Raw genomic sequence first — 22,075 nt, 5'->3', positions numbered from 1 at the left:
CTTCTTCGCAACGCCGAAGCATAGCGGCGCCGCGCCTCGTTATCTTTGGCAATACGGATTGACATCAGTCTAAATCTATCACCGACCGCTTTGAAACAACAGAGTTTCGTTGATTTTTGGTCAATGTTTTCAACCTGAAGACGCGAATATCAGGGGAATCGGCGTCGGGGCTGAGATTTGGGATATTTCAGAATTTCGCGTCGGGCGGCCGCGGCCGGATTTCCCAAGAATCTCGAAATTTACAATAATTAGGAATGGCCTTTGTAAGGCGCGGCGGAATAATAGAACAAGGATGGCGACAATGAGGGGTAAGACGATAATTGGCAAAATAATATTGGTCGGAGGGTTGATCGCAATCGGGGTGTTTTCGGTGCTGGCGCAGCAGGACTGCAAGCCGATCGAGACGCGGCCGCCGAATGCGCCGGACCAAAAACCGGCGTTCGTCGGGCAGACGCGCGTCTGCGAGGTGAAATCGAACGTCGCCTTCGAGGTGACGGTGATCGCAAAGGGACTCGTCAATCCGTGGGCGGTAGAGCCGTTGCCGAACGGCGATCTACTGGTGACCGAGCGCCCCGGAAGACTTCGCGTTGTCACGGCCAAAGGCGAGATCGGCCCGCCGATCACCGGCGTGTTGCCGGTCGGCCAGGGAGGAGTTTCGGAAATCAGTTCGCAGGGCGGATTGCCGCCGATCACGGCGCGCGGCCAGGGCGGCTTGCTCGACGTCGCGCTTAGTCCGGATTTCAAAAAGGATCGGACGATCTTCTGGAGCTTCGCCGAAACGCGCGAGGGCGGAAGCGGAACGAGCGTCGCCCGCGGAGTGCTTTCGAAGGACGGAAAAACGCTGGAAAAAGTAACGGTGATCTTCCGCGCGATGCCGACGTACAATAACGGACTCCATTTCGGATCGCGGATTGTCTTCGGGCTCGACGGGAAACTCTACGTGACGCTTGGCGACAGGTTCGACCTCGCGGTAAACCGGCCGCGCGTTCAGAAACTCGACAACCATCTCGGCAAGATCGTTAGGATAAATCCCGACGGTTCGGTTCCGAACGACAATCCTTTCGTCGGGGTAAAGGACGCGTTGCCGGAAATCTGGACACTCGGGCATCGGAACCTGCAGTCGGCGGTGTTCGACGACGAGGGTCATCTCTGGACGGTCGAACACGGCGCGCAGGGCGGCGATGAACTGAACTTGATCGTCAGGGGCAAGAACTATGGCTGGCCGGTCGCGACCTTCGGCGAAGAGTATTCGGGACAGCCGATTCCGGATTCGGTGACCGAACGTGCGGGATTCGAGTCGCCGGTTTACTATTGGGACCCGGTGATCGCGCCGTCGGGAATGGAGTTCTACACCGGTAAGGTGTTCAAGGCATGGCGCGGCAGCGTTTTCATCGGCGGATTGGCATCGAAGCGATTGGTTCGGTTGGTCATCAAGGACAACCGCGTCGTCGGCGAGCAGCATCTCCTGACCGATCGCGGCCAGCGCCTCCGCGACGTGCGCGAAGGCCCGGACGGCGCGCTTTACGTCGTCACCGACGATCCAAACGGAGAACTCTGGAAGATCGCGCCACGGTGATTTGGGATTCGGGATATTTGGGATTTGGGATTTGGGATTGCGGATTTGGGATTTCTTCGGTTTCGATTCCAAGAATTCCAGAGATTCCAGGAATTCCAGAGATTCCAGGAATTCCAGAGATTCCAGGAATTCCAGAGATTCCAGGGATTCCAGAGATTCCAGGAATTCCAGAGATTCCAGGAATTCCAGAGTCAGAATCCCCAATGATTCAAACGATTCCAGAGATTCCAGGAATTCCAATGATTCAAACGATTCCAGAGATTCCAGGTATTCCAATGATTCAAACGATTCCAGAGATTCCAGGAATTCCAATGATTCTGAATTTGGAATCTTGGAATCTGGAATACTTGGAATCTTGGAATTTGGAATCTTATCTTGGAATCCTGGAATCCTGGAATTCGGAATCCCGGAATTCGGAATCCTGAAATGTCGGACTGACTTCTTAAAAATGCTCGAGAGATTTCAAAAAGACGGATTCCTTGTCATTGAGGATTTCAATTCGGACGCCGAGTGCGATGCGTTGATTGCGCGGGCGGCGGAACTCGTTGCCGAATTCGATTACGACGGCCATCCGTCTGTTTTTCAGACTGCGGAACAAACGCGTACGAGCGACGACTATTTTCTCGGATCCGGTGACCGCATCTCGTTCTTTTTCGAGAAGGACGCGTTTGACGAAGCCGGCAAATTGAAATTTCCGATACTGGAATCGCTCAACAAGATCGGCCACGCGATGCACGATCTCGATCCTGTCTTCGATCGATTCTCACGATCGCCGCAGATGAAACGTTTGGCGGTGGATCTCAATCTCGCCGACGCACTTCTGATCCAGAGTATGTACATCTTCAAACACGCGCGGATCGGCGGCGTGGTCGATGTCCATCAGGACTCGACGTTTCTTTACACCGAACCCGCGTCGTGCGTCGGATTCTGGTTCGCGCTCGAGGACGCGAGCGTCGAGAACGGCTGCTTGTGGGCCAAGCCCGGCGGGCACCGAACGACGCTGCGTTCGCGCTTTCGCCGAGAGGAATCCGGCGGGACGGAATTCGTGAAGTTCGACGAATCTCCGTACGATCTCGACGGCGCGATTCCGCTCGAGGTCAAAAAAGGCGCCTGCATCGTCCTCGACGGTCTACTGCCGCATTACAGCTTGCCGAACACGAGTGGTCGTTCGAGGCAAGCCTTCGCCATCCACACGATCATCCGCGACGCCTGGTATCCGGAAGACAACTGGCTGCGCAGAGATTCTTCTGATCTTTCGCCGGTTTGAGGCGGCTCGTTCCGTGCTCTGACCTTTCGAATCCGCCGCAAAAGTTCAGAACGCGCCTTCAAAACTAAAGGCTGCCCAATAGTAAGGAGACTTCCAGCGGCCGTCGCGCATAATCTCCAGCTGAGCCGCGCGAAGTGCTGTCGAAGCGTTCATTCCCTGTGACAAGTGATTTCTGTAAAATCTGCTCATCAGCTCCGCGGTTACCTTGTCTCCGACATTCCACAGGCTCGAGATGGTGCTCCTGGCACCGGCGGAATAGAAGGTTTGCGAAAAGGAGATTATGCCTTCGCCTTCGACTCGTTGTCCGATATTGCTCCGGCAGGCGCTCAAAACCACAAGATCCGAATTCAGGTCGAGTCGCAGAATGTCGCTCGACCGAATCAAGCCGAACACCCGTCCGCCTTTGGAATTGAAGTTCGACAAGGCGATCGATGACAGCTCGGGCTGGCGGTCGTCAATCAGGGTGTGAACCGCGAAATGGAGAATTCGATAGTTTTCAAGTTTAGACTGAAGAAACGCCTCGCGCGACGCGTTGGCATCGGTCATCATCAGGAAGTTCTCAGGTCCGGCAAATGAAGCTATTCGTTCAGCTTCGAACCTCGAAGCATAAAGGCGCGGCAAGTCAAAACCGTCTACCCAAATACTAGATTCGTCACCGTTTTTGCTGAGCCTCGGATCGCTCGGCGCGTAGATCGGATCGGCAAAAATCGCGACGGTCTTTGCCGGCTTTTTCGACCGCGTTGTATTCGTCAGGAACTTCAAAAGCGATGCCGACGATACGGAACCGATCTCGTTGCTTTCGATCAGCAATCGCCCATCTGCCGGATTGGACAGGGAATTGAATGGAATGAAATGCAGCATGCCGTGTTTCACGACGATGATTCGTTTTCCCTGAATCAACTGCGCGACAGGGGCCAACAGGAATTTGCTTAGCTCTTTGCTTCGAATGCCGCACCTGGCGGATTCGTTCAATGTTGCCAAACGCGAAATGCAGGCGTAATGCTCTTCGGCGAGGATCTCGATTTCGGCTTTTGGCGCAAGTTTGAAACTCTTTACGGATTCGTTGGAAACATACCACAAGAAACTGCCTTCGGCGGTTAGAAAGTATTGCAGCATCACGGTGTTCTCGTCCAGATAGCCGCGGATCTCATCGGCCTTTAAGGTCAATGAAGCCGAGCTTTGCGGCTTGTTGAACTGGCGATCGATCTCGGCTTCGATCTCCGTGAACTGTACCGAGGCCGCTTGAAACAAACCGGTGATGGGACCGCCGTCCGCTCGCGATGCCAGGTAATTGGTAAGCTGATCGCGCAGAATCTGTTCGCGTTCGAGGAGATCGGAACTGACCGGATTCTGATCGATCAAGCTACGCCGTTCAAGCTGGTCGAGCAGTCCCCGAGCGCGGGCTTGTTCGCTGATCTCGAGGGCGCGCTGGTCGTAGCGCCGCTCAGGCTGAAGCCGGTGCTTCTCCATTAAGACCGTAATGTATTGCTCGTAATAAGGCTGAATCGTCGCCGAGAATCTGACCCGGTTTCGGAATCCGGGTGTCGATTCCCGGAGTTGTTCGATGATTGACAGGGCATCGGAGATTCTGGACAGTGCAAGTTCGTCTCGTCCGAGCCGGAGATTCGCTATGCTGAGGTCGGCCAGACTTTGTGCTTCGCCTAGTTTGTTGCCATTCCGTTTTGAGATCTCAAGCGCCTTTTCAAAGTGGATCTCCGCAGCCCGTTCGTTGCCGGTAAGAAGGGAAAACCGGCCTTTCTGATAATTGAGATCAAAGTCGAGGCCGGCCCGCGCCGCACCGAGGACGCGCTCGATCTCCTCGAGATTGCTTTTGGCGTTCGGGAAGTCCCGTTTTGACAAATAAGCCTTTGCGAGCGTCGTTCGCGTCAGGGCAGTTCCACCGATGTCGTTGGCAAGGAACCGCCATTTGAGACTTTCATTCAACGAAACGAGCGCTTCGTCGAAATTCTCCGAAAGCATCGCGACCGTTCCAAGTCCGTGGTAGACGATCCCGAGTCCCCGGTTGTTTCCGATACTCTTGTAAATCTCCGACGCCCGCCGGTAGTTGTAGGCAGATAACTCCTTTTCATTCAGGATGTACTGGACGGACCCAAGCGCGGCGTGATTCACGGCCTGACCGAATATGTCTTTTTCATCGGAATGCAGCTTGAGTGCCCGGTAGTACATTCGCGCCGCTTCATAGTTATTGCTCAGCCCATAGTTCGTAAAGCCAAGACCGTATAGGACTACTGCCTGTTCATATTTATCGCCGAGCTCGTCCCAGACTGCCAGAGCGTCCGAAAAGACCCGCAATGCTTTTTCCTTGCTTTCCCTTGTGCCTTGGGACCTTAGCTCTTCGGCCGCGCTCGTGAGGTCTTCCGCACGGTCGCGTTGGCGGTCAGTCCCGCTAATCTCTGCAAATGCAGAATAAGCGATCTGATAGCGGCCGATCGTCGCGTCTGCGGACCAGGCCGTTATCTCGACCGAGAACAAACCGCTCGACTGCGGAAGAAACGTAACGAATTCGCGTCCGAAAGCGCCGTTTGGGCGATCGACCTTCTTGACGGTCTCGCCGGTTTCGGACTTGATCGTACAGACAATATCGATGCCTTTCTGAAGAATGCTGAACCTGAGAAGCGAGCCGGCCGTCGCGGAAATGACAAATCGCTCCTTCGAGTTGCCTTTGAGTTCGCGAAGATAGGTGGTGTCGGGGAGCAGTTTTTCCGAATCAACTTTGCCTACGCGAACCGATTCGTCGCCGAAGATCCCAGCATCGTCTGAGAGGTCCGCGGCCGGAGTTGCCTGACCTGCGCCCAGTAACAGAACTAGAATTGCGTTTGCGAGCAACACGCGTCCAACTTGGCTCTTTGTCATTTTCATCGCCGGAATTCCGGAGTCGGATGTGGAGGCTAATTCGTCGGTTTGACCTCAATTGCAAAACAATCGGGAATTTCCCCATCCGGCGCGACGCAAAGCCGGGCGTGGCCGCGGCGTCCGCCAAGATCGAGCTTTATTGCCAGGCTTTTTCCATTACTCTTCACCGTTTGATTCGCGATTTGCGGTTTGCCGAATTCGTCACGGAGCGAGACTTCGTACTTTCCTCGCCGACTGCCTTCAGGGAGTTTGACCTCCAGATTTATCTTCTTTGCGGGCAATGCATAGACCGCTTCAGCCGCCGAGGAGCCGCTTCTCAAAACCGTCGCGTCGATTACACGGAGTTCGTACGACGGATCCGTCGTACGGTTCAAACTCGTCTTGCCCCGACCGGTGACTTCGTTCTTCGCCTCGGCGGCGGGGCTTTTTTGTGAAACCGAATCAACGGAATTCTGTTTTAGGCGAACGTCGGGTCTGTTCACATCGTCCACGACCGTATTTGAAAAAGGACTGATGCCGCCCGTCTGGCCGGTTGTAGTTGCCTTGGCTAATTCAGGTTTGGAATCTAAGACAATAAGATACGACAGCATCGCAAAGGCCACGAGAACAGCACCGGCGGTTACGGCGAGACCCAGTGGATATCGAATGTCTGCGACGGCCGAAAGAGGCCAAAAAGCCCACGATGACCTTGCCGCGGTGGATGCCGGCGTCGATGCCGAATCACGTGCCGTTCGAAATTCATTGAAACAGGGCGAGCAGAAAAGCAGATGCTCGCGAATTTCCGGATCGGGCAATTCGCCCGAACGCGCGACGGCAACGAGGGTTGGATGAGTCGGGCAGCCGATGCAGTCTGAGTTGGGGAACGACTCGGACCGGTATTCGCGGGCGAAGTCGATGATCTCTTCCGCCAGGTCGAAATCGCTCAAACTACTAAAATGATCTTCGTTCTCTTTCATCGGTCCCTCAAATCTGCCCTCACAAATATGATTGGTCGAAGTCGGTGCAGCGCACCCGGACGTCATCGGTTGTTTCGACTTTTTCGTCAGCTTTTTGAATTTCGGCTTGGAACCGCAATGCGAAGCTCGCCAGCCGTTTGCTGAATTTGCTGCGAATCACATTTGCCGCCGATCCGTATTTCGGAACCAGTTCGTCATATCGGTAGCCGAGTTGAAGCAGATCGAAAACGTCCCGCATCCAGTCGTCCATTTTAAGTCGAAGCTCGTTGATCAATATCTGCCGGTTGATTCTGGAAACCTCGTCGACGTCGGCATTCGGCGTGCTCGCTTTCGACCAGGCATCCAAGAGGTCGCGCCGGCAACGCTCGCGTTCAAGCTCGGCCAAAAGCTGGTGTTTGTATGATCGATATAGGTACGATTTGAGATTCTTGATCGCAAAGGGATTCGTTTTTCTGACACGACTGACTTGAACGACCGCCCTGAGCATCAGGCGGAGTCCTTTCGGTGAATCGTTGAGGAGCTTTACGGCGAGGTATTCAGCGTTTATCCAAAGAGTTTCGGCGATTTGATAAACCTCAGGGTCGACCTGGCCAAATTCCTCATCGTAAGCACTTTCGATTGGAGGAAATCTGCTTGCAATTTGCATCCTGAACCGCGGAGATGTTAACAAATTTTCCATTTAGAGTAAATTTCTTGCGACGTCGCGTCGGGATTCGCCGCATCAACTCCCGTCTGAACGCTCCGGCCAGATTCTGTCAGCGCAAAAATCTTTCTTCCCGCAAGGTGCGTTCAATGTCACCGACCCTATCTTACCCACGAAGTCCAAAAAACTAACGGGAGTAGCATATGAATCAAAAGACACTGGCCGTAGTCCTCATCCTGTTTTGTTTGCTGGCCGTTCCGATGACGGCTTTCGGAGAATCCCGGACCTTTCGCCCCCCGGCAGAAAAAGGCTTTGTTTGGGTCGTCGTCAAACACCGGAAAATGTATCCGCCGATGGATACCACGATCTCGATCCAATGGGGCCGTTTCTCGAAGCAGGCTTCGATCAATGCCGGCTGTTTTCGTTACAGTTGCGAGGGCGTCGTCATCAGGTTGACGCATTCAAAAAATGATTCGGTTCCGATGACGGTGACGACCGACGGGAGCATCGTCACGATCTATCAGGGCGAAGCTCCGAGCCAGGCGAGCAACAAGAACTGGCAATCCAAGAATTGGTGAACAAGGTTGGCGGTTTTGCGGAAGACCGGGTTTGGCTGTGAACCGAATCCCGTTGCCGTCGCTCAAGTTTCAACGATCAGCGGTTGAGGTAGAAGGATGCAAAAAGGTCGATTTTTGATGGCACTGTTCCTGGCGTCGCTTGCGGCGCTTTCACTTCATGATCAGAAGAACAAGTTCCCAAGCAACATAAACGATGGATTCGTCGTCGAGTTCAGCGGCCCGTTCGACCGAATCGTCATTCAGACGGACGAGAAGAATATGCCGAGCCGCGATCTGGCCGAGATTCTCCTGTCTCCGCAGACGAAAATCAAGAACCACAAAGGGAAAACCGCCGCGGCGGATGCGATCCTTCGCGGAATGGAGGTGGAGATCGAGATCGACAAGAACAATCCGAACCAACTCATTGCAAAAGAGATCAGGCTGAAGACGAATCCGGAAAAACGCGTTAAGGCGGCGGCGGAAATCCCTGGCGCGTCACGACCGATAATCATCTGCTTTTTGTTTACCGGAACAAACGGTGGTACTTTTACGGCGTGATGGGAGATTGAGCGCGGGAGTATTCATAAAATTCGGAGGCGTCCCCTGATGAGTGAGAGAAAATGTACGACCTGCGGAGCCACGCTCGATGGCGACTCGGTTTTTTGCAATGAGTGCGGAACGGTTCAGGCCGCAGCGGTCGCCGCACCGGTCGCGATTCCTGAAGAAACGGGTCTGAAGCCTTGTCCGCAATGCGCCAAACGGGTTGCAGAGACCGTCAAATTCTGCCCGTCTTGCGCCTTCGATTTTTCAAAGGCCGTCGGCGAGCCGGAAACCGCTTCCGCGACCTGCCCGAAGTGCGGAAGGAACTTCGCGGCGACGGACGAATTCTGTCGTCACTGCGCGTTTGACCTCCGAAATGGCCAAGCAAATCAAGCGCCGCAGGCGCGGGTTCCATTTGAAAGCCGAGAACAAACGATTGGAGCCGCGTATTCTTCGGCCTCGCCCGAACTCGATTTCGGCACTTCGTCGAACCGGGCAAAGTCCGTCGGCAGACGCTACCTCGACGCGTATCTAACGGCTCGGGCCGTCGACGCATTCGGGAAGACAATAAAAGGAATCGGCGTCGCGATCGGCCTGCTGGTCATCGGGATCGCCCTTCTGGGGGCCCTCGCCACAGGACGCGGCGAGGGGTTCGCGATTGGCCTTATGACCGCAATTATCGGAGCGTTGATTGGAACCCTGATCTATCTTCTGGGTGTTCTGGTCGCGGCACAGGGCCAAATACTCAAGGCGTCGCTCGACGGAGCGGTCAACTCTTCGCCGTTCCTAACCGACGATCAAAAGGCAAAAGTGATGTTGTTGACGGACTAGGCGGTTCCCTACGAACGATTTCGCAGCCGCGCCAATATGGAGGTTGATATCTGTGACTGAAAACAAATGCCCGAGTTGCCAGTCGGTTTTGGATGCCGATGCGACATTTTGCAATGAATGCGGCGCGGTTCAGGCGGCGGCAGTTGCCCCGCCGGTCGTGAGAACGGAAGCGCCGATTCTAAAGGACTGCCCGCAATGCGCGAAACCCGTTGCGGATAACGTCAAGTTCTGCCCCAAGTGCGCCTTCGATTTTACAAAACCCCCTGTCGCGGAGGTTTGCCCGCAATGCTCCAAGGCTTTCGGCGCGGACGACAAGTTCTGTCGTCACTGCGCGTTCGACCTGAGCACTTCTCTCAAGAAGTCGAGCGCCAATTTCTGCACGAAATGCGGCGAGCCGTTCGAAGTGACCGATCATTTCTGCCGAAACTGCGCGGCTGATCTGTCGCAGTCGAATCACACGGTCGCCGTGCCGATCATCGGGTCATCGGCTCCGGCGGCGTCGTCGGCGAGTTTGCGGGTTGAGCCGATTCGCCCGGTGCTCGCCGCACCGGCCGTACCGGTTGCCGCATCATCCGCGTCCGGTCCGCATTGGATCAGTCCGTCGGCATCCGCGTTCGTCGTGATCTGCTTTTTCCTCCCGTGGCTTGAGTTCTCGGCCTGCGGGATAAACAAACAGGTTTCCGGCGCTGAGATCGCACAATCCGACGGTAGCTTCTGGCTCTTTCCGCTGACGGCGATCGTCTCGCTCGGCGCCTATTTCTTCTTCAAGAACCAGAGCACGCTGTGGAAGGCCCGGCCGTTCGTCCTAATCGCTTCGGGTTTGGGGCTTTTGTTCCTGATGTACAAGGCATCGACGCTGAACAGCGGTCCGGAAATAATGGGCTACCAGCTGAACGCCGCAAGTCTCGGAATCAAACCTCATATCGGGGCGTTCGGTACGGCATTCGGTTTCGTCGGTGCGATGATCGGCTGCATCTTTATGGGAGCCGGAGGCGCGGCGAGCAAATTCGATTCGTCTTTCGTGCCGATGATCGAGCCGATCTACTCTCGCGGAGCGGCGCAGATGAACGGCCTTCAGGCAAAGATCGCCGGACTAAAACCTAACATCGCGGCGATGTACTGCTACATCGCGCCGCTAGTTCTTCCGATCGTGGCGAGTTTCGTTTTGGGTTTTTTGCTGGCGTTGATCGGGAGCGTGATGTTGATGTTTCTTTCATATCCGCTTATCGTGGCGACGGCATTCGGGTTTCAAGTGCTGCTGCTAAAGAATCCGGTTCATCAAACCAACCCTTTCGTGCGATTTCACGCCTGGCAATCGATCTTTTCGATGGGTTGCTACTTCGTCATTCAGCTTTGCGTCGCTGGGCTCTTCTGGCTGTCACTTTCCGGACCGGGCGGACCGGGCGGCGGGGCTCAGCTCCTGATCCTGCTAATCTATGGCGTCGGCTTGGTTACTTTGGTCGGAATGATATTCCTGGCCGTCAAGGCGCATAAGATGGAAATGTACAAAGTGCCGTACATCTCGGACTGGGCGGAAAACAAGTCTAAAGGCGCATAGGTGTAACGTATGAAGTTGATGCCGCTGAAGTGGATAGTCCGGCATTGCGTCGCGGCCACTTTGATCGCCTTGATTCTGCTCGTCGCCAACTGCTCGCGTCCGCCTGTCACGCCCGAGCGCCGCACGGGCGACGTCGTCGGCGAGATGAACATCATTCCGAAACCTCAGGCGGTCCAGCGGCTGCGCGGGAAATTCGAACTGACGGCGGAAACGTTGATCGTTGCGCTCGACGAGACCGGAAATCGAACCGCGACCGCGCTCAACGAGGCTCTTGCCGAGACCTACGGTATCAAACTTCGGGTTATCGGTCAGCCGACTGAAGCGAATTCGATCGCCGTGGTTACCTCGGCCGCTGAAGAGACGCAAGCAGAAGGCTATGAGCTGAACGTCGAACCGGGGAAGGTTCTGATGAAGGGAACCGAGCCGGGCCTTTTTTACGCGATCCAGTCGTTTCTTCAGCTTTTTCCGTATGGGCGGACTCTCCCGGTCGATGTTCCCGCGGTCGAGATCAAGGACGCGCCGCGATTCCGGTACCGCGGGATGCATCTTGACGTCGCGCGACATTTTATGCCGGCCGAGTTCGTCAAGAAGTACATCGCGCTGATGGCGCGTTACAAATACAACTATTTTCACTGGCACCTGACCGACGATCAGGGTTGGCGCCTCGAGATCAGGAAATACCCGAAACTGACAGAGATCGGCTCCAAGCGTCCGGAGACGGTCGTCGGAAAGAACTATCGCCCGTTTGTCGGCGACGGCAAGCCGGTCGAAGGGTTTTACACGCAGGACGAAATCCGCGATATCGTCGCGTTCGCCGCCGCGCGTCAGGTGACGATCATTCCGGAGATCGAAATGCCGGGTCATTCGTCCGCCGCGCTCGCCGCGTATCCCGAATTTGGCTGCAAGAACGGTTATGAATACAGGGTGAAGACCACGTGGGGTGGCTTTCCGGACGTCCTTTGCCCGACCGAATCGACGTTCTCGTTCATCGACGATGTGTTGGCCGAGGTCGTCGAGCTTTTTCCCGCTTCGCCTTACCTTCATATCGGGGGCGACGAAGTGATGATCGACCATTGGAGGGATTCGAGCGCCGTTCGCGAACTCAGAAAGCGCCACAACCTTGCGACCGAGAAGGATCTCGAGAGTTGGTTTGTCCGCCGCGTCGAAGGCCTCGTCAATGCGAAGGGAAAGAAGATCATAGGCTGGGACGAAGTGCTCGGCGAAGGCGTCGCTCCGAGTGCGACGATAATGTCCTGGCGCGGGATGAATTTCGCGGTCGAGGCGGCGCGCGCCGGTCACGATGTGATCGTGACGCCGTCGGATTTCACGTATTTCGACCACCCTCAGGGAGATACCAGATTCGAACCGTTGAGTCTCGGCAAAGAAGTGGCGCTTGAGACGGTCTATCAGTTCGAACCGGTTCCGCCTAACCTGAACCCCGACGAATCGACACGGATCATCGGCGGCCAGGGATGCGTCTGGACCGAGTTTTTGAAGAAGACAAGCGACGTCGAATATATGGTGTTTCCCCGGATTGCCGCGCTTGCGGAAGTGCTGTGGTCGAAACAGGAAAAGCGGAACTTTCGCGAGTTCTCAAAAAGGCTCGAGGGGCATTTTGCCGAACTCGACCGGTCTCAGTTCAATTATCGGATTCCGAGACCTCTTGGTTTCGAGGATCGTTTGGTCGCTCCGATGAAGCCGATCCTGGTCGAACTGCTGTCGCCGGTTCGAAATGGCCAGATCTATTTGACGAACGACGGAACCGATCCGCATCGCGGTTCGAGTCTATATACCCAACCGTTTCCGTTGAGCGTTCAGCCCGGTCAAACGATCGAGATCAAGGCCCGGATCATCGGACCCAACGGACGCGAAAGCGGCGTGTTTGCGGCCAGGTTCGCAAGCTCCGTTCAGGCACCGGGCCGCCTGCCGGTAGCGGGTTTGAAGTAGCCGGCAACGAGAGAGATTTTTCGTCGGGGAAAGACGATATTGAGTTAGAATGAGCGTAACGAAAAAACTGAAACCGTTGACGTCTGATCAAGAGATCCATCGGCTTGAAGTCCGATCGGAGAGATCGTGATTTCGGACCGAACTTACGTAGATTCGAATTGAGGAGAACCGATGGCGGAGAAACTATGCGCAAGCTGTCAGACCGGGCTTGATCCGGATGCGGTTTTCTGCAACGAATGCGGAACGGTCCAGCCGTCCGCCGTCTCACCCGCATCGTCCGCGCCGCAGGCCGCTAAACTCAAGGTATGTCCGAAGTGCGCGAAGCAACTCGCCGAAAGCATAAAGTTCTGCCCGTCGTGCCGGTTTGATTTTACATCCGCGCCGGTTCTTCGCACGGGCCCGTCCGTCTGCCCGAAATGCTCGAAGGCGTATGTCGCCGAGGATAGATTTTGCAGGCATTGCGCTTTCGACCTGAGCACGGTCAAAAGACAGTCAAGCGCCCATTTTTGCACGGCTTGCGCGACGCCGTTCGAATCGGGCGACCGTTTTTGCAGGAACTGCGCCGCCGATCTGTCGGCTTCGAATCAAACGGTCGCAGTTCCGACCGTCGCACCGGCCCGAAGTATCCCCCCAGCCTCGATCCCGAACGTCGGGCACCACGCGTTCCGGTCGGCTCCCGTGCAGGCAACGGTGCCGGCGGCAGCTGATGTCGCGCCGACCGGAAGAATGTGGTTCAGTCCGTCGGCCGCCGGCTTTGCCCTGATCTGTTTCTTTATGCCGTGGGCCGAAGTCTCGTGCAACGCTCTCGGAACACGCCTCGGATCGCGCGGCGCATCCGGCGCCGACCTTGCGGAACTTGACGGCAGCCTTTGGTTTCTGCCGCTGATCGCTGCGGCGATCGTCGGAGCCTTCTTTTATTTCAGATCCCAGAACAGACTTTCCGACGCCGGACCGTTTATCGCCGGCGCGGCGTTCTTCGCGTTGGTCTTTATGCTTTACAAGCTCGCCTCGCTCAATCCCGATATGGACACCGCGACGAAGTTCACGGTCGACGGACAGTGGGGAACGGGAATCGAGGCCGAATGGAAGTTTGGCGTGATCGGCGTCGCGCTCGGTTTTGCTGCGGCGATCGTCGGGGTCTTCGTCGAGCCGTCGCTCGGATCGAAACTGCGTCGGGCGGGCTTCGGCGCGCACGCGGATCTGCCCAAGCATCCGGATCATCTTTCGAAGGCGAATGTTCCGGCGATGCTGTGTTATCTTGTTCCGCTGATAATGTACTTTATCGCGCCGAACGTTGTCGTTGTCTTCGGTCTGTTGGCCAACACGGTCGGGTTGATTGGCGGGCTGTTTTCGTTGGTAATGATTCTTATGATGTTCGCTTGTGTCGCCGGTTATCCGATCTTCATATTGAAAGGCAAAGCGTACGACGGGAAGCCGCGGACCCGATTTCATGCGTGGCAGTCAGTGATGATGATCGGATGCTCGGTCATTCTTTCAGCCGGGATGATCGTCTTCGACACGCCCGGGAATTACACGACGAGTTCGGTTTTCATGATCTACATTGTTCTCGGGCTGGGATTTCTCAATCTTGCCCTGATGATCTTGATGTCGAACCGCGCGTTCAAGGACTTCCCGCTCAAACTTCCCGTGATCGGTGCCTGGTCTGAGAATCTGACGAAAAAATCGACGGCGCGGCAAGGAGGGCACCAGTTGATATGACTATGAGACTCTGTCCGCAGTGTCACAGCGTCTTTACCGAGGACTACGTTTTTTGTCTGAATGACGGAGCGATGCTCATCGATAACGACGCCGAACAGGAAACCGTTATCAGCAAGAAAGTGTCGGGTCCCTTGGGCTTTGAAACTGAAGCTTTTGTCGTGTGCGTCGGTTGCGGACTCGAGAACCGGGCGCATTCGAAGTTTTGCAAGAAATGCGGTTCGACCCTTCAGGATGCGCCGCCGCCGACGCCGCCCGCATTTTCCGGATTTCCGCTGCCGACGCAGTTTCCCGCGCCATCGCCGGATCCACCGGGGGAAACAATCGCGTTTCAGCCACAACAGTTCAATGCGCCGCAATTCAATCCGCCATCCGGCGCGGCCTTGAACCAAGAGAGATCGAATTCAGGGATTATTGTCGCCGTCGGGGCCGTCGTGCTAGTTATCATCGCGATCCTCGGTTTCGCGCTTTATCGAGGCGATAACGCAGCCGCGAACAGCAATTCGTCAACGACATCGAACAAGAAAGATGGTGAAAAAGCTTCATCGAAAAAGTCGGAATCCGTTTCTTTGCCGAATTCGTTCGAACGCTCGTATCGGGGAACCATCGGCAGCCAGAGTTTCTCAATGTCTTTGACCCGAAACATCGGCGATCTGCGAGGAACCGCATCGACGCGAAAGACGGATTCTGTTTACGGAAGTATCGAAGACAACGGAAGTTTCGAGCTGAAAGGCTACGAAAACGACAATAGCTTCACCGGGATCTACCGTGGGAAATTCAATGCCGACGGTTCGATCGAAGGCACCTGGACGACGCCTACGGGATCGCGGCCGACTTCGTTTTACCTGAGTGAGGAATGATTCTTGATTTATGAGAACTTGTCCGCAATGCAACAGCGTTTTCCCCGAGGATTACCTCTTTTGCCTGAATGACGGGACGATGCTTGCCGAAAACGATGCCGAACAGGAAACGGTCGTTCAGGCGAGATTCGCTCAGCCGACATCTGCGCTGTCCCCCGATATGATCGCCGAGTGCGTCTCGTGCGGTCTCGCGAACCGCGGCAACTCGAAGTTCTGCAAGAAATGCGGAACGGCGCTCGGTGTTTCCGCGTCCTCTCAAGAACCGCTGCCGCCGTTCAGCTTTCCTAAAATGGAGATCCATCCTCTTTCATCCGGAGGGCAACCGATCGCCGCAAAGGATTTCGCGAGCCAGAGCCATCCGCCGCCATCTGGAGAAACCGTCGCCGTGGCGTCGCCGACGTTCGTGCCGCCGATCTTCAACGGGCCCGGCGGATCACAATCTGGCGCGGGCAGCCGCAAGAGCCAGACGAATCTGCTCGCCGTCATCGGCGTTATGCTGGCCGCAGTTCTCGGCGGCGGCGCCTATTGGTATTTGACGCTGCCCCATCCGGCCGAATCAAAACTCGACAAAGCCATCACCGGCAACAAGATACTTGAACCGGCGGGAGAGAACGCCTACGAATTTTACAAGCAGCTCAAACAACAGGGCGCCGACCCGAAAGTACTCGCAAAATTCGAGGACCGGCTTTATCCGATACTCACCGACCGGCCGAAGGAACTTCTCAAAACCGTCCTTGAACCTGGAATCACGGAAAAACGTGTTGAGGAATGGCAGGACGCCGTGAAGATGCTGGAATGGGCGGTCGATATGCGGCCGTCAGAAAATCAGGTCGCCGCGAAAGCGGCCTATTGCAAGGGCCGGGTTCACTATCTTTTGGAACAGAAGGACCAGGCGATCGAACAATGGAAAAAGTCGGCCGATCTGGACAAGAAATGGGCGTTGCCACTTAACGGGATCGGTCTGATCTTCAACGAGCGCAGAGATTACGACACCGCCCGAACCTGGTTGCGCCAGGCGGTCGAGCGCGATCCCAAGTGGCCGATTCCTTACAACAACATCGGAACTTCTTACTATTATCAAAAGAGCTACCCCGACGCGCTTGCGCACTACCGCAAAGCCGTTGAACTTGCGCCGAAGTGGGCGCGGCCCCACGCCTGGCTCGGGAGCATCGCGCTGGAGAACTACGAATATCAAACGGCCGTTTCTGAATTCGAGCAGGTTCTGGCACCGGACGCGGTCGGAGCTGCTGAAATGAATCTCGAGAAGATCCGAAAGCAGCTTGAAGAAGCCCGAAATATGGCGAGTTATGAGTCGGAATGACGACGAAACCTGAATGGGAGTTGTGATTATGAACTGTCCAAACTGTCAAACGATCAACGAACCGGAAAACGTCTTCTGCGTAAACTGCGGTGCCAGTGTCTCGCCGGATGCGTTACCGCCGCCGACCGTGCAGTTTCAGGCGCCGATCGATTCGGTCGAGACGGCCGTTTTTCCGATCGGCCAGGCGCAGGCGTTCAACTCCGGTCCGATCGCGCCGGCGATGCAATTCACGGGCGAGCAGCGTCATCGAAGCGGTCCCTCAAGCACTTTGTTGGTTGGGATCATCGGGTTGCTCGTGCTGGTTGCCGCGGCCGGTGGATTTTATTTGTTCTCGGGCCGTAATTCGGCGTCTGATCCGCTCCCGGATCATCTTGGGTTGTTTGCCCGAAACGGCGATTCGCTCGCGGAGGTCCGCAAACAGGATTTTACGAACGGATTAACGGCGCGCGATCAATTGCTGAAGGACGATTCGCTCCCGGCGCTCGAGGCGAACCCTTCGATGGTACTTTATTCCGACGGCAAAGAGGTCCCGGTCAACGATTTGCGGCTCATTCAACTTGATTCGATCAAGGATGACGGAAGCTTGAAACACGTCGACTTTCAGGCGGCGCCCGTCGAAGGCAAACCCGAGATGAAGCGTCTGCGCGTTCCGAGCGGATTGGCAACCGGCAGGTACGCTTTCGCCTTGCTCGACGGTTATCTCAATGAAGGGAAACATAAGTTCTGGGCATTTCAGGTAAAAAGCGGTTCGCGTGCCGACAACGGCGACGCCTTGAAGTCGGAGACCCTTCCGGTCACCGCCAAGGCCGCGTCGAACACCGCGGACAACCGATCGCGTCAGACGTTTGGGGTCAATCCGGCTCCCAAAGCGCCGCCTCCGCCGGGCGGAAGCGAGGCTTACAGCACAACGGGCAAACTCGTCCTGCGAAGCGGACCGACCCAAAGTTCGTCTAAGATCCGTAATCTCTACCAAGGTGAACGAGTCTACATCATCGAGTATTCGTCAAATTACGAGTCGTTCAAGAGCCTGTATTCAAATTTCGCCTACGTCCAGACGGAGGGCGGGCAACGAGGATGGGCTTACGCCGCTTTCCTCCGGTAGTTGCGTTTTCCGGGACGGGCGAACGTTTTGGCTTCCGGACATACGCTGAGCGCCTTGTCCGGATCATCGAAACTTTACCGAATTGATAATCCTCCGGAAGATCGCAGCGTGTTCAGCCTGGTCTTCCGGGGTAACCGCGGTGAAGGCAAAAAAGACGCCGCCGTTCGGCATCATCATTGTGTAGAACGTGAGCAAAACCGATCTTTTGGTGAAAGGCGAGAGCCCTTGCAACTGATTGACAATGACCGCGCCCTCACGGTGTTTCGAAAACGAAGTGCCGGTCTTCTGAAGAAAATCGTTCCTTGCCAAAGCCAGTCTCAGCAATTCATCGGTCGCGGCGGATAGTTGAAGCCGATTCGGATTGTTCCAAACGTTAAATTCCGCGCCGTGAGAGTAGCGATATACGTTCTGGCTGCTGACAAAACTGCCGGCGGGCGCGACGAGGATCTGGTTGTTATCGTTTTTCAGCAATTGCCAATTGTTTGGGAATTTTACCGAAAAATCCGCCGCCCCAACGCTCAGAAAATCCTCCGACGGATAAATGACCGCCCAGAGTCCGGTTCGCGGGTTTCCGAAACTGCCGCTTATCCATCGTTTCAGCAATTCGTAAAAAGCGGCCTCTTCCGATCGGCATCGGTCGGAGCATTGCAGTTCCTTGCGGCTGGCCTTTACGTTTGCGGAGGTTGGATAGATACGTACGAGACGCTTATCCGACTTGCCGTTGAAATCGCCGCGGCCCTTGAGGTTGATATGTGTTATCCCGAATTCGTCAATCTTTTCGAAATACTCGATCTCCTGATTTTTGATGATCGTAAAGTTCAAGTTCGGGCGACCCGGAACCGTAAGTTGCAGTGCGTTGCCGGTAAAACTGAAACTGCCCGAAACCAGCTGCAGATTGCCGCCCTCCTTGTTGAAGATCCTGACGGGCAGCGATACGGTCGCCCCGTTGCCGAGCGTTCGGCTGAGGAAGGGAACTCCGTCCTCAGGATTCGAGCCTTGGAAGTATCCGAGCCCGGCCAAAAGGTTGGCGCGAATATTGTCCGGTTCGATAGCAAGAGCCTTTCTGGCGCTATTGGTCGAACCGGAATAGTCGCCGTTGGCGATCCTTGAGGCCGAATAATCGAGGAGTTCGATAAGCGAAACCGGCTTGAGCGAGAATATCAACGCCTCCTTTTGTCCGGCCGTGCTCAACGAGATGGTTCGCGTTTCGGGCAGATAGCCGTTTTTGTAAACGCTCACCCGGTACGTGCCCGGACTGACGAGCAGGTTATCGATGTCGCCTTCAAAGTCACCGACGTTTTCGATCTCGATCGCCGCGCGTTCGACGCTCGAACTCACCGACAAGAAAGCGCCCCGGGGCCGAAGGGTAAAGTTGGCCGAGTTTTGGATTCCGCCTTTGAGGGTGATCTTCCGCTCTTCGTCGAAGAACCCTTCCTTGCGGATGATGATCGTGTAGCTCCCGACCGGAAGATCGGTGACCTCCAGATTTCCATACTCGTCGGTTTCGGCCGATTCCTGTCCGTCGAAGACATTGCCGTTCTTGCCTGAAATAAACACTTCGCTGCCACCGTCATTGGTGATGACGACGAGGTCCGCGTAGGCGATTCGCGTAGTTTTCGGCTGCTGTTTGGTGTCTTTCTTTACAGCCGGCTTTGGTTTTCACAGCCGGCTTTGGTTTTCTTGGCTTTTGTGGAGACTTCGGCTTTTGCTTTGTCGTCGTTGTCTTTTTCGGCTCCCTGATCACGTCTCCGTCCTCGCCTTGTGCAAACCCCGTCAGGCTGCAAATCAGGATCACAACCGTGACGACGACCGCCTTTATCGCGAACTTTCTTGAACCTATTGAATGTCCTTTACGCATCTGAACCCCATATTCGGATAGCCGTCTTTCGCATTCCGTGCCCCATACGAAACTCGAAAGGTGGTCGTCACTTTGCTGTCTTCTGAGCTGCCCCAAAAACCTCCACGGATCATCTTCGGTTCAATTGACTGCGTCGGAATCATCTTTCCGTTCGGGTATGCCTTTATGTCGGACGACGTCCATTCCCAGACGTTGCCGATCATATCGACCATTCCGAACGGCGATTTGCCGGGCGATTTTCCGACCTCGGTCACGCCGCCGATCCGGCCTTTGACGTTGGCCAACTCGCTCTTCCACTCATTGCCCCACGGATAGTTTCGGCCGTCCGTTCCGCGGGCGGCGAATTCCCATTCTTCTTCTGTCGGAAGGCGCTTTCCCGCCCATTTTGCGTAAGCCACGGCCGCGTCCCAATCGACGCCGGTTACCGGGAACTTCGCATTTCCTTCGGGATAGGTGCCATTCTTCCATTGTGGCGGTGGTTTGAAGCCCGCGGCGTCGACGAACTTCTTGTACTCTTCATTGGTCACTTCCGTCAGATCCATAAAGAACGCTTTGACGGTGACCTTGTGCCCCGGCCGCGAGAATTCATCGGCATTCTTGTCGTCCGTGCCCATCGTGAACTCGCCGCCCGGCACGTAGCCCATTCCGGCAGGCGGTTTGTTCGGATCCGTCGCCGGATTGGCGGAGTTGGTCGCATTCGGCGGATTCGTCATTTGGCCGCCGAGGAAATAGTATCCGAAAAACGCGGCTCCGATGAGGACGATCACTGCGAGTCCGATGCCTCCGATGATCACATATTTCGCGAAGCCTTTCGTCGTCGCTTCGGTCGACGATTGCGCTTCTTCAGCGTAAACGGCTTGGACGGGTGCGGCCGCGACCGGCGGGATCGGAGCGGCTGCCGGTTCGGGTTCTTGGGCGACTGCCGTCTGGGTCTGACCTTTCGGCACCGGAAGACTATCTTCGGGCTTTCCGATCGGGGCAATGTTCTCGATTTCGACCGTGGGTTTGCCGACAGGTCCGGGTTGTTCTTCGAAGGCCCGGTGCTCATCGGGCAATAGTTCATCCAGAAGATGCTCGACGTCCTCGAAGACCAGCGCCATTTCCTCTTTTCGCGCCTCGACCGGAGGTTCGGTAACGGTGTCTGTCGCCGGATCCGATTTCTTCTTCGGCTTTCTTTTCTTTGGTTCTTCGTCCCGCACCGTGATCGAGTCTGTCGCGGGCATTTCCGTTGCGGGTTCCGGAACGGGAGCTGAAGCAGCGTCGTCCGATGTAAGGGCGACCGGCGTTATTTTCTGCGGCTCCTTATCTTCGGTCCCGGAAGCGCCGGGCGCTTCGAGATCTTCGCTTTCGCTCGCCGCGGAGCTTAGCGCTCCGCCGGCCTCGGATCTTTCACTGCCGGACGAGATCAGCTCGGCGTCGAATTCGCGCTTCACGTCCGGCGCCGCGATCGGCGTCGCTGAAACGTTTGCCAAACCCGCTTTGAACGCGAACGTTGCTGCCTTTATCAGTTCCTGCGAGAGTTGCTGGGCCGTCTGCGGACGGGCTTCGCGACGCTTTTCGAGCGCGCGCATAACGACGGCTTCGATCTGCGGGGCGACGTTTTCGTTGTGCGTCCGCAAAAGCGGTGGCGGGGTCTGCACCTGGTGAACCGCGATCGCCGAGGCCGCCGGTGATTTGAACGGCACCGTTCCGGCGAGCATTTCGTAGATCAGGATCCCGACGCTGTAGACGTCGCTTCGCCCGTCGAGCTGCTCGCCCATACATTGCTCGGGCGACATATACTGCGGCGTGCCCATCGCGCTGCCGTCCTGCGTCAGGCCGATCTCCGTTTGGTTGTATAGTTTCGCGATTCCGAAATCGAGAACCTTGACCTGCCACCCGTTCGTCGTTTGATTGGCGATGATGTTCTCTGGCTTGATATCTCTGTGCACGATACCCAGACGGTGCGCTTCGTCGAGCGCCGCGCAAACCTGGGCCGTTGCCGTCACGACAAAATCGAGAGGCAGCACGCGATACTGGCTTATGATCTGACGAAGCGAGAATCCCTCGGCAAGCTCCATCAAGATGAACGGCACGTTGTGCGCCGCCGAGATGCCGACGTCGTAAAGCGCGACGATATTGCGATGCCTCAACTGCGTGGCCGCGACCGCCTCGCGCCGGAACCGCTCGGCGGCCTGCGCATCTCGCGCGAGATGCGCGTGAAGGATCTTGATCGCGACCGTATCGCCGATCAGCAAACGCGTCGCGCGATAGACGTCGCCCATTCCGCCCGAACCGAGCTTTCCGTCGATCCGGTATTTCCCATCCAACACCTGCCCGATCAATCCCGCAGGTCGCGGCGATCCTGCCGGTGTCGTTTGCCTGATCCGCGAAGGGTCAGGCAACGGCTTTCCGCATTTCTTGCAGAACTTGCTGGTGTTCAGGTTTTCGACTCCGCATTTTGGACAAAACATGTTGTTATTTTTGGGA

At 56.0% G+C, this 22,075-nt stretch carries 17 protein-coding genes; 11 read left to right on the top strand and 6 right to left on the bottom strand.

The features are described from left to right. Positions 1 to 292: 292 nt before the first annotated feature. Positions 293 to 1,576, top strand: coding sequence for a PQQ-dependent sugar dehydrogenase (locus IPN69_23695; protein MBK8813714.1), 1,284 nt, complete (start codon positions 293 to 295; stop codon positions 1,574 to 1,576). Here the strand turns inward: IPN69_23695 and IPN69_23690 are convergent. Next, positions 1,530 to 1,784 carry a hypothetical protein gene (locus tag IPN69_23690; protein MBK8813713.1) on the bottom strand — a complete coding sequence of 85 codons (255 nt, stop codon included), beginning with the start codon at positions 1,782 to 1,784 and terminating at the stop codon, positions 1,530 to 1,532. The genes IPN69_23695 and IPN69_23690 overlap by 47 nt on opposite strands. A 240-nt stretch (positions 1,785 to 2,024) precedes the next feature. Between IPN69_23690 and IPN69_23685 the strand changes: the two genes are divergently transcribed. Beyond that, positions 2,025 to 2,843 carry a phytanoyl-CoA dioxygenase family protein gene (locus tag IPN69_23685; GenBank protein MBK8813712.1) on the top strand — a complete coding sequence of 273 codons (819 nt, stop codon included), beginning with the start codon at positions 2,025 to 2,027 and terminating at the stop codon, positions 2,841 to 2,843. A 45-nt stretch (positions 2,844 to 2,888) separates the two neighbouring features. Here the strand turns inward: IPN69_23685 and IPN69_23680 are convergent, their stop codons facing one another. The 3 genes from IPN69_23680 to IPN69_23670 are packed head-to-tail and all read right to left on the bottom strand — an operon-like array spanning position 2,889 to position 7,319. Next, entirely contained in the window at positions 2,889 to 5,717 is a 2,829-nt protein-coding gene (locus IPN69_23680) for a CHAT domain-containing protein (GenBank protein MBK8813711.1), read from the bottom strand. Positions 5,718 to 5,752: 35 nt separating this feature from the next. Continuing rightward, positions 5,753 to 6,673, bottom strand: coding sequence for a hypothetical protein (locus IPN69_23675; protein ID MBK8813710.1), 921 nt, complete (start codon positions 6,671 to 6,673; stop codon positions 5,753 to 5,755). A gap of 19 nt (positions 6,674 to 6,692) precedes the next feature. Continuing rightward, positions 6,693 to 7,319 carry a hypothetical protein gene (locus tag IPN69_23670; GenBank protein MBK8813709.1) on the bottom strand — a complete coding sequence of 209 codons (627 nt, stop codon included), beginning with the start codon at positions 7,317 to 7,319 and terminating at the stop codon, positions 6,693 to 6,695. 200 nt (positions 7,320 to 7,519) lie between these two features. Between IPN69_23670 and IPN69_23665 the strand changes: the two genes are divergently transcribed. The 9 genes from IPN69_23665 to IPN69_23625 all read left to right on the top strand — a co-directional run bounded on the left by IPN69_23665 (position 7,520) and on the right by IPN69_23625 (position 17,748). After that, complete coding sequence (locus IPN69_23665) at positions 7,520 to 7,894, top strand: hypothetical protein (protein MBK8813708.1); 375 nt, start codon at positions 7,520 to 7,522, stop codon at positions 7,892 to 7,894. Between the two features lie 96 nt (positions 7,895 to 7,990). Next, the gene (locus IPN69_23660; protein MBK8813707.1) at positions 7,991 to 8,431 is read left to right on the top strand and encodes a hypothetical protein; all 441 of its coding nucleotides are present in this window, start codon (positions 7,991 to 7,993) and stop codon (positions 8,429 to 8,431) included. A 48-nt stretch (positions 8,432 to 8,479) separates the two neighbouring features. Beyond that, on the top strand, positions 8,480 to 9,244 hold the full coding sequence (locus tag IPN69_23655; protein MBK8813706.1) for a zinc ribbon domain-containing protein: 765 nt from the start codon (positions 8,480 to 8,482) through the stop codon (positions 9,242 to 9,244). A 52-nt stretch (positions 9,245 to 9,296) separates the two neighbouring features. Next, positions 9,297 to 10,802: a zinc ribbon domain-containing protein gene (locus IPN69_23650; GenBank protein ID MBK8813705.1), complete on the top strand. Its 1,506-nt coding sequence runs from the start codon at positions 9,297 to 9,299 to the stop codon at positions 10,800 to 10,802. 9 nt (positions 10,803 to 10,811) lie between these two features. Then, on the top strand, positions 10,812 to 12,749 hold the full coding sequence (locus IPN69_23645) for a family 20 glycosylhydrolase (protein ID MBK8813704.1): 1,938 nt from the start codon (positions 10,812 to 10,814) through the stop codon (positions 12,747 to 12,749). 171 nt (positions 12,750 to 12,920) lie between these two features. Continuing rightward, the gene (locus IPN69_23640; GenBank protein MBK8813703.1) at positions 12,921 to 14,468 is read left to right on the top strand and encodes a zinc ribbon domain-containing protein; all 1,548 of its coding nucleotides are present in this window, start codon (positions 12,921 to 12,923) and stop codon (positions 14,466 to 14,468) included. A 2-nt stretch (positions 14,469 to 14,470) separates the two neighbouring features. Beyond that, entirely contained in the window at positions 14,471 to 15,325 is an 855-nt protein-coding gene (locus IPN69_23635) for a zinc ribbon domain-containing protein (protein MBK8813702.1), read from the top strand. A gap of 10 nt (positions 15,326 to 15,335) precedes the next feature. Continuing rightward, positions 15,336 to 16,646, top strand: coding sequence for a tetratricopeptide repeat protein (locus tag IPN69_23630; protein MBK8813701.1), 1,311 nt, complete (start codon positions 15,336 to 15,338; stop codon positions 16,644 to 16,646). A 28-nt stretch (positions 16,647 to 16,674) separates the two neighbouring features. After that, on the top strand, positions 16,675 to 17,748 hold the full coding sequence (locus IPN69_23625) for an SH3 domain-containing protein (protein MBK8813700.1): 1,074 nt from the start codon (positions 16,675 to 16,677) through the stop codon (positions 17,746 to 17,748). Positions 17,749 to 17,811: 63 nt separating this feature from the next. On the opposite strand, the gene IPN69_23620 is transcribed toward IPN69_23625, so the two are convergent. Then, a complete protein-coding gene (locus tag IPN69_23620) occupies positions 17,812 to 19,305 on the bottom strand; it encodes a hypothetical protein (GenBank protein ID MBK8813699.1) in 1,494 nt (497 codons plus the stop codon). 279 nt (positions 19,306 to 19,584) lie between these two features. Further along, complete coding sequence (locus IPN69_23615; protein MBK8813698.1) at positions 19,585 to 22,059, bottom strand: SUMF1/EgtB/PvdO family nonheme iron enzyme; 2,475 nt, start codon at positions 22,057 to 22,059, stop codon at positions 19,585 to 19,587. Positions 22,060 to 22,075: the final 16 nt, after the last annotated feature.

It is taken from the genome of Acidobacteriota bacterium, from assembly GCA_016715115.1.
GTDB lineage: Bacteria > Acidobacteriota > Blastocatellia > Pyrinomonadales > Pyrinomonadaceae > JAFDVJ01.
This window is presented reverse-complemented; position numbering and strand designations above follow the sequence as displayed.